This window comes from Cryobacterium sp. TMT1-2-1 (assembly GCF_004403955.1).
Lineage (GTDB): Bacteria > Actinomycetota > Actinomycetes > Actinomycetales > Microbacteriaceae > Cryobacterium > Cryobacterium psychrotolerans.
On sequence record NZ_SOHC01000072.1, the window covers coordinates 1 to 6,621 of the forward strand.

The following is a 6,621-nucleotide window of genomic DNA, read 5'->3' on the forward strand; positions in this document are numbered from 1 at the left end:
TCGCCACTCGCTACGACAAACTCGCCCTCACCTACCGCGGAGGCGTCGTCCTCCGTGCCATCACCATCTGGTTACACGAATTAGGAGACACGCCCTAGGCGGCAGTTACCGGCATGACGCGCGGCGACTCAGCCGCCGGATGCGCCGAGTGTCGCCGTTTACGCCGAGTGTCGCCGTTGGAACGGCGACTCTCGGCGCTTTCTGCGACTCTCGGCGACAGGGGTGCGCGGGGTGAGAGCCAAGCGGGATGCGGACGGGATGCGGCCGAGCGGGCACGCTGGCCGCGGGCGCACGGATCTAGTGGGCGAACGACCCGACGAGGCGCACCGCGCCGCCGTTGACGCCCTTGGCGCCCTGCTCGAAACCGGCGAAGTCTCGCGGCGCGGTCGACACCCGGCCGGCGACCCAGGACGGGATGCCGTCGGCCGCGAGGCGTGCAATCACAGAGGAGGCGGAATCCGCGGCCACGACCGCGAACATGCCCACGCCGAGGTTCCAGGTGCCCTCCGAGCTTTCCAGGGACGCCCCGGCCATGTCGCTGAGCACCCGGAACACGGCTGAAGGCGACCAGGTGGCGCGGTCGACCTCGACCCAGGACCCGACGGGGAGCACGCGCGCGAGGTTCGCGGCGATGCCGCCGCCCGTGACATGGCTGAGCGAGTGCACGGCTCCGGCCAGGTCGGGGTCGGCCAGCACGCCGAGCAGCGGGCCAGTGTACAGGCGCGTCGGCTCGAGCAGGACCTCGCCGACGACGCCGCCGAGGTCATCCGACGTGTCGGTGTAGCCGATGCCGCGCTGGGACAGGATGTGGCGGACGAGGGAGTAGCCGTTGGAGTGCAGGCCCGAGGATGCCATCGCGACGACGATGTCGCCGTGACGCACGTTCTCGGCGCCGAGCACCTGGTCGGCCTCGACCACGCCCGTCGCTGCGCCGGCGACGTCGTAGTCATCCGGACCGAGCAGTCCGGGATGCTCCGCCGTCTCGCCGCCGACGAGGGCCGTGCCGGTCTCGGTGCAGGCCCGGGCTATGCCCGCGACGATGGACGCGATCCGCTCAGGGACGACCTTGCCGCAGGCGATGTAGTCGGTCATGAACAGCGGGCGCGCGCCGACGACGACGATGTCATCGACGACCATGCCGACGAGGTCCTGGCCGATGGTGTCGTGCTTGTCGATCGCCTGGGCGATGGCCACCTTGGTGCCGACGCCGTCGGTCGAGGTCGCCAGCAGCGGTCGGCGGTAGTCGGTCAGGAACGACACGTCATAGAGTCCGGCGAAGCCGCCGAAGCCGCCCATCACCTCGGGGCCGTGCGTGCGGGAGACGGCGGCCTTCATCAGTGAGACGGCCAGGTCGCCGGCAGCGGTGTCCACTCCGGCTGCAGCGTAAGAAGCGTTGCTCATTCCTGTCTTCCTGGGTCGCCGAACGGGATTTGCCCTTGCCGGGCCAGCGCACCCTCGCGCAGGGTGGCCGGGTCGAGCACTGCTTCGAACTCCGCGTCCGGCCCCGGGTCGCATCCGTTGGATGCGACGGGGCGCTCGAGCAGATTCTTGCCGAGGAGCGCGGAGTCGGGCAGCGGGATCGGGTACTTGCCCGTGAAGCAGGCGGTGCACAGGCGCTCGCGCGGCTGCTCGGTGGAGGCGATCATGCCCTCCTCGGAGAGGTAACCGAGCGAATCCGCGCCGATGACCTGGCGCACCTCGTCGACGCCGAGTCCGGTCGCGATCAGCTCCGCCCGGGAGGCGAAGTCGATTCCGTAGAAGCAGGGCCAGGTGATGGGCGGGCTGGAGATGCGCACGTGCACCTCGGCGGCGCCGGCCTCGCGGAGCATGGCCACGAGGGCGCGCTGCGTGTTGCCGCGCACGATCGAGTCGTCGACGACGATCAGTCGCTTGCCCTTGATGACCTCTTTAAGCGGATTGAGCTTGAGCTTGATGCCGCGCTGGCGGATCGTCTGCGACGGCTGGATAAAGGTGCGGCCCACGTAGGCGTTCTTCACCAGCCCCTGGCCGAAGGGGATGCCGGACGCCTGCGCGTAACCGATCGCGGCCGGGGTTCCGGATTCCGGGGTCGGGATGACGAGGTCGGCTTCGACCGGGTGCTCGGCGGCCAGGCGGCGCCCCATTTCGACCCGGGCCTCGTGCACTCCGCGACCGGCGATGGTCGTGTCGGGCCTGGCCAGGTAGACGTACTCGAATACGCAGCCGGCGGGCTTCGACTCGGCGAAGCGCTGGGAACGCAGCCCGTTCTCGTCGATGGTGATCAGCTCACCGGGTTCGACCTCGCGCACGAAGGTGGCCCCGACGATGTCGAGGGCGGCGGTCTCGGACGCGACGACCCACCCTCGCTCGAGGCGGCCGAGCACCAGCGGGCGCACGCCCTGCGGGTCGCGGGCGGCGTAGAGAGTGGTCTCGTCCATGAAGACGAGGCAGTACGCGCCGCGCAGGTGCGGCAGAACCTCGAGCGCCGTGGACTCGAGGGTGTGGTCGAGGTCGCCGGTGAGCAGCGCGGTGACGACGGCGGTGTCGGTCGTATTGCCGCGGGCCAGTTCGCCATCCGTCTGCGGGTAGCGCTCGTGCACGAGCTGGAGGAGTTCGGCCGTGTTCGTCAGGTTGCCGTTGTGGCCGAGCGCGATGGTGCCGGCGGCCGTGCGGCCCAGGGTCGGCTGGGCGTTCTGCCAGCTGGATGCCCCGGTGGTCGAGTAGCGGGTGTGCCCGACCGCGATGTGGCCGAGGAGGGTGCTGAGGGATGCCTCGTTGAAGACCTGGGCGACGAGGCCCATGTCCTTGTAGACGAGGATCTTCTTGCCGTCGCTGGTCGCGATGCCGGCCGATTCCTGGCCGCGGTGCTGCAGCGCGTAGAGGCCGAAGTAACTGAGCTTGGCCACCTCTTCGCCGGGAGCCCAGACGCCGAAGACGCCGCAGGCATCCTGCGGGCCCTTCTCACCAGGAAGAAGATCGTGACCTAATAGTCCGTCGCCACCGGCCAAGCCGCAGCCCCTTACTTGAGTGTGTTACTCGGTTTTTTCGGTATTTTCGGTGGTGCTCAGTCTATCCGAGACGGCCTGTGCGGTCGTTCGCCGGAACAGTCGGTCAAGGATGAGCGCGACCAGGCTGCCGAGCGCAACGCCGAGCGCAACGCCCGCGAGGAGCAGGAAGCCGAAGACCTGGGATCGGTCGAAGTCCTCATTCTCCGGGAAGGTGACGGTGAACACGAGGGCGAGGATCGCCCCGAGCGCGGCGCCGACGATCATGAAGCTGAAGTAGCGCGGCGAACGGTGCACCGTCACGGTGGTTGCCGCGTCGGAGTCGGTCGGCCCGGGGGAAGTCACCTGTTCATTCTCGCACGTCCCTCGCCTCTGTACTCCGGCGCAGGTGCGGGCGCCGGCAGGTGCGGGCACTGGCAGGGTGCAGGCGCCGTCAGGGGCGGGCACTGGCAGACTGTCCCGGTGAACAGAATTGCGGTACTCGGCAGCGCGAACATGGACCTCGTCGTGCATCAGGAGCGGCTCCCCCGGCCGGGCGAGACGATCTTCGGATCGGGCTTCACCACCGTGCCGGGCGGCAAGGGCCTCAACCAGGCCGTCGCCGCCGCCCGGCTCGGCGGCTCGGTCGACTTCCTCGGCGCCGTGGGAGCCGACGCCTACGGGACCGAGCTTCGTGCGCTGCTCGCGGCCGAAGGCATCCGGGCCGACGGGCTCGCCTCGTCGCCCGCGCCGACCGGCACCGCGCACATCTCCGTGGTCGATTCGGGGGAGAATTCGATCGTCGTGGTGTCGGGCGCGAACAGCACGGTGACGGCCCTGACCGCCCAGCAGCGGGCGACCATCGAAGCGTCGGCGTTCCTCGTGATGCAGTGCGAGCTGCCGGTGCCGGTGCTCGTGGAAGCCATCGCTGCAGCCAGGGCCGCGGGCGTCTTCACGGTGCTCACGCCCGCGCCGGTCGTTCCGCTGCCCAGCGGATTCCTCGCCTCGGTCGACCTCGTCGTGCCCAACCGGATCGAGGCCGCCGAGCTCACCGGCGAGCCGGACCCGGTTCGCGCGGCGGAGCTGCTCAGCGCCGGCAAGACCTGGGCGATCGTCACGCTCGGCGCCGAGGGATCCGTCGTCGCGTATGACGGCGCCGTGCTGGGGCTGGCCCCGGCCCGCCCGGTGCGCGCGGTCGATACGACGGCGGCCGGGGACACCTTCGTCGGTGCGCTCGTGGCGCGGCTGGCGGTTTCGACTGCGGGGGCGGCCGCGGGGGCAGGTGCGGGTGCAGGTGCGGGTGCAGGTGCGGGTGCAGGTGCGGGGCCGGCGGCCTCGGGTGCGGCTGCCTCGGGTGCGGCTACAGCCGCCGGGTCGGCTCCGAGCGAGGCCGCGATGGTCGAGGCGGTGCGCTGGGCGACCGTCGCCTCGTCAGTGTCGGTCACCCGGCATGGAGCAACCAGCTCGATGCCGACCGAGGCAGAGGTCGCCGCGATCCTGGGCTGAGCCCGCGCGCATCCTGGGGATTTCCCCGGCTGAGATGCGGAGAAAGTACCTTCGTTGGCCCGGGGAAGGGTGTTTGTCCGCAAGTCAACGTCGGGCCGAGCATGACTGGCGTGTGAGCTCCTCCCGGCGGCGTCAGAGCAGGGGCAGCTCGCCGGCGAGATCCGCCCGCTGGCCGGACGCGTGGATGCGCCCTGTCGCCACCCCGTCGGACCAGCCGAGCGACCCGGTGGCGAGGGCGAGCCAGGTTGCGACATCCGTTTCGACGACGTTCGGCGGCGTGCCCCTGGTGTGACGCGGGCCGGCAACGCACTGCACGGCGCCGAACGGCGGCACCCGCACCTCCACGGTGTTGCCGCTCGCCTTCTCTGCGAGCAGCTGCAGCGTGTAGCGAACCGCCAGCGCACGGATGTCCCGGCTCGCGCCCCCGGCATCCGCCCCGCACTCCCGCACGGCGGCCGTGCCCGCCGCATCGTCGATCCTCGCCCTGGCCATGGGTCCAGTCTGCCCGGTCCGGCCGGGAAGTCGGACAGCGCGCCGATCACGGCCGACCGGCACCCGACCGGCACCCGGCCGGCCGCGTCGGGCCGTGACGCGGGAGGGGACGCGCGCGGCCGGATCGGCTAGCCTGAACGCGTGAGAATTCTGGTCCTCGGTTCCGGTGCCCGCGAGCACGCCATCATCACCGCGCTGCTCCGCGAGGAGCCGCGCCACCACGTCGTGGCCGCGCCGGGCAACGCCGGCATCGCCGCGGACGTCCCAGTCGTGCCGCTCGATGCGACCGACGCATCCTCGGTCACCAACTACGCGATCGAAAACAACATCGACCTCGTGGTGATCGGCCCGGAGGCGCCCCTCGTTGCCGGCGTCGCCGACGCGCTCCGCACCCGCGGCATCCCGGTCTTCGGTCCCGGTAAGGCCGCCGCCGCCCTCGAGGGCAGTAAAACGTTCGCCAAGCACATCATGGAGGAGGCCGGCGTGCCGACCGGTCGCGCCGTGCGCGCCGGAACACTCGCCGAGGCCAGGGCCGCCCTCGACGAGTTCGGGGCGCCGTACGTCGTCAAGGCCGACGGCCTCGCCGCCGGCAAGGGCGTGCTGGTCACGAGCGAGCGCCCCGCCGCCGTCGCCCACGCCACGCAGTGGCTGCAGCACGGCAGCGTGCTGATCGAGGAGTTCCTCGACGGAGCGGAGGTCTCGCTGTTCCTGCTCAGCGACGGCCACACCGTGCTGCCGCTCTCCCCCGCCCAGGACTACAAGCGGCTCGGCGACAACGACGCCGGCCCGAACACCGGCGGCATGGGCGCCTACTCGCCGCTGCCCTGGCTCGACGCCGAATTCGGCAGCGAGCAGGCCTTCGTCGACGAGGTCATCGACACCATCGCGTTACCCACGGTGCGCCGCCTCGCCCACGAGGACACCCCGTTCATCGGGCTGCTCTACTGCGGGCTCATTCTGACGGATGCCGGCATCCGGGTGATCGAATTCAACGCCCGCTTCGGCGACCCCGAGACCCAGGTCGTGCTGCCGCGCCTGCTCACCCCGCTGTCCGGCCTGCTGCTGGCGGCGGCGACCGGATCGCTCGGCGGGCTGGCCCGACCGGAGTTCTCTGACGAGGCCTGCGTGACCGTGGTGCTCGCCAGCGAGAACTATCCGGAGGCGCCGGTCACCGGGCGCGTGATTTCGGGGCTGGATGCCGCATCCGCCGTGCCGGGGGTCACGATCGCGCACGCCGCCACCGCCGCCCGCGGCGACTCGTTCGTCGCCACCGGCGGCCGGGTGCTCAGCGTCGTCGCCACCGGCTCGGGCTTCGCCGAGGCGCGCGCGCGCGCCTACCAGGCGCTGGGCGAGATCACGCTGGCCGGCTCGCAGTTCCGCACCGACATCGCCGCCCGCGTCGCGGGCTGAGCGGCGGGGCTACCCGCGCCCTGGGCTGGCTGTTGCCCTACCGGACGGCCGTGGCCGGCACACCGGCGACAGGTGTCCGATTCGGCACCTATTCCGCTTGAACGTCGGCGGCAGCGGGCGCGGCCGCGGCGGCCCGCGGCCCCCAGGTCGGCGCCTTCGGCCGGGCGAAGAAGGCCACGGCGAGCGCGCCGAGCAGGGCCACGGCCGCCGGCAGGAACAACGCCTGGCCCATGGCCGCGCTGAACCCGGC

At 71.4% G+C, this 6,621-nt stretch carries 6 protein-coding genes; 2 read left to right on the plus strand and 4 right to left on the minus strand.

The window, feature by feature from the left end; genetic code table 11:
* Positions 1–297: 297 nt before the first annotated feature.
* From purM to E3T33_RS13425, 3 genes are read right to left on the minus strand one after another with little or no spacing between them, the layout of a single operon-like run.
* Positions 298–1,401 (minus strand): phosphoribosylformylglycinamidine cyclo-ligase, encoded by a 1,104-nt coding sequence (purM, locus tag E3T33_RS13415; RefSeq protein WP_092321520.1) that lies wholly within the window; start codon positions 1,399–1,401, stop codon positions 298–300.
* Positions 1,398–2,987: an amidophosphoribosyltransferase gene (purF, locus tag E3T33_RS13420; RefSeq protein WP_241982949.1), complete on the minus strand. Its 1,590-nt coding sequence runs from the start codon at positions 2,985–2,987 to the stop codon at positions 1,398–1,400. The genes purM and purF overlap by 4 nt, the downstream gene beginning before the upstream one ends.
* Before the next feature lie 24 nt (positions 2,988–3,011).
* Positions 3,012–3,329 (minus strand): hypothetical protein, encoded by a 318-nt coding sequence (locus tag E3T33_RS13425; protein WP_174843291.1) that lies wholly within the window; start codon positions 3,327–3,329, stop codon positions 3,012–3,014.
* A gap of 117 nt (positions 3,330–3,446) precedes the next feature.
* Between E3T33_RS13425 and E3T33_RS13430 the strand changes: the two genes are divergently transcribed.
* Positions 3,447–4,469, plus strand: a complete 1,023-nt coding sequence (locus E3T33_RS13430; RefSeq protein WP_198417098.1) for a ribokinase — start codon at positions 3,447–3,449, stop codon at positions 4,467–4,469.
* Positions 4,470–4,601: 132 nt separating this feature from the next.
* Here the strand turns inward: E3T33_RS13430 and E3T33_RS13435 are convergent, their stop codons facing one another.
* Positions 4,602–4,961 (minus strand): sterol carrier family protein, encoded by a 360-nt coding sequence (locus E3T33_RS13435; protein ID WP_092321518.1) that lies wholly within the window; start codon positions 4,959–4,961, stop codon positions 4,602–4,604.
* Between the two features lie 141 nt (positions 4,962–5,102).
* Here E3T33_RS13435 and purD point away from each other — a divergent pair, with 141 nt between their 5' ends.
* On the plus strand, positions 5,103–6,371 hold the full coding sequence (gene purD / locus E3T33_RS13440) for a phosphoribosylamine--glycine ligase (RefSeq protein WP_092321517.1): 1,269 nt from the start codon (positions 5,103–5,105) through the stop codon (positions 6,369–6,371).
* Positions 6,372–6,621 lie beyond the last annotated feature (250 nt).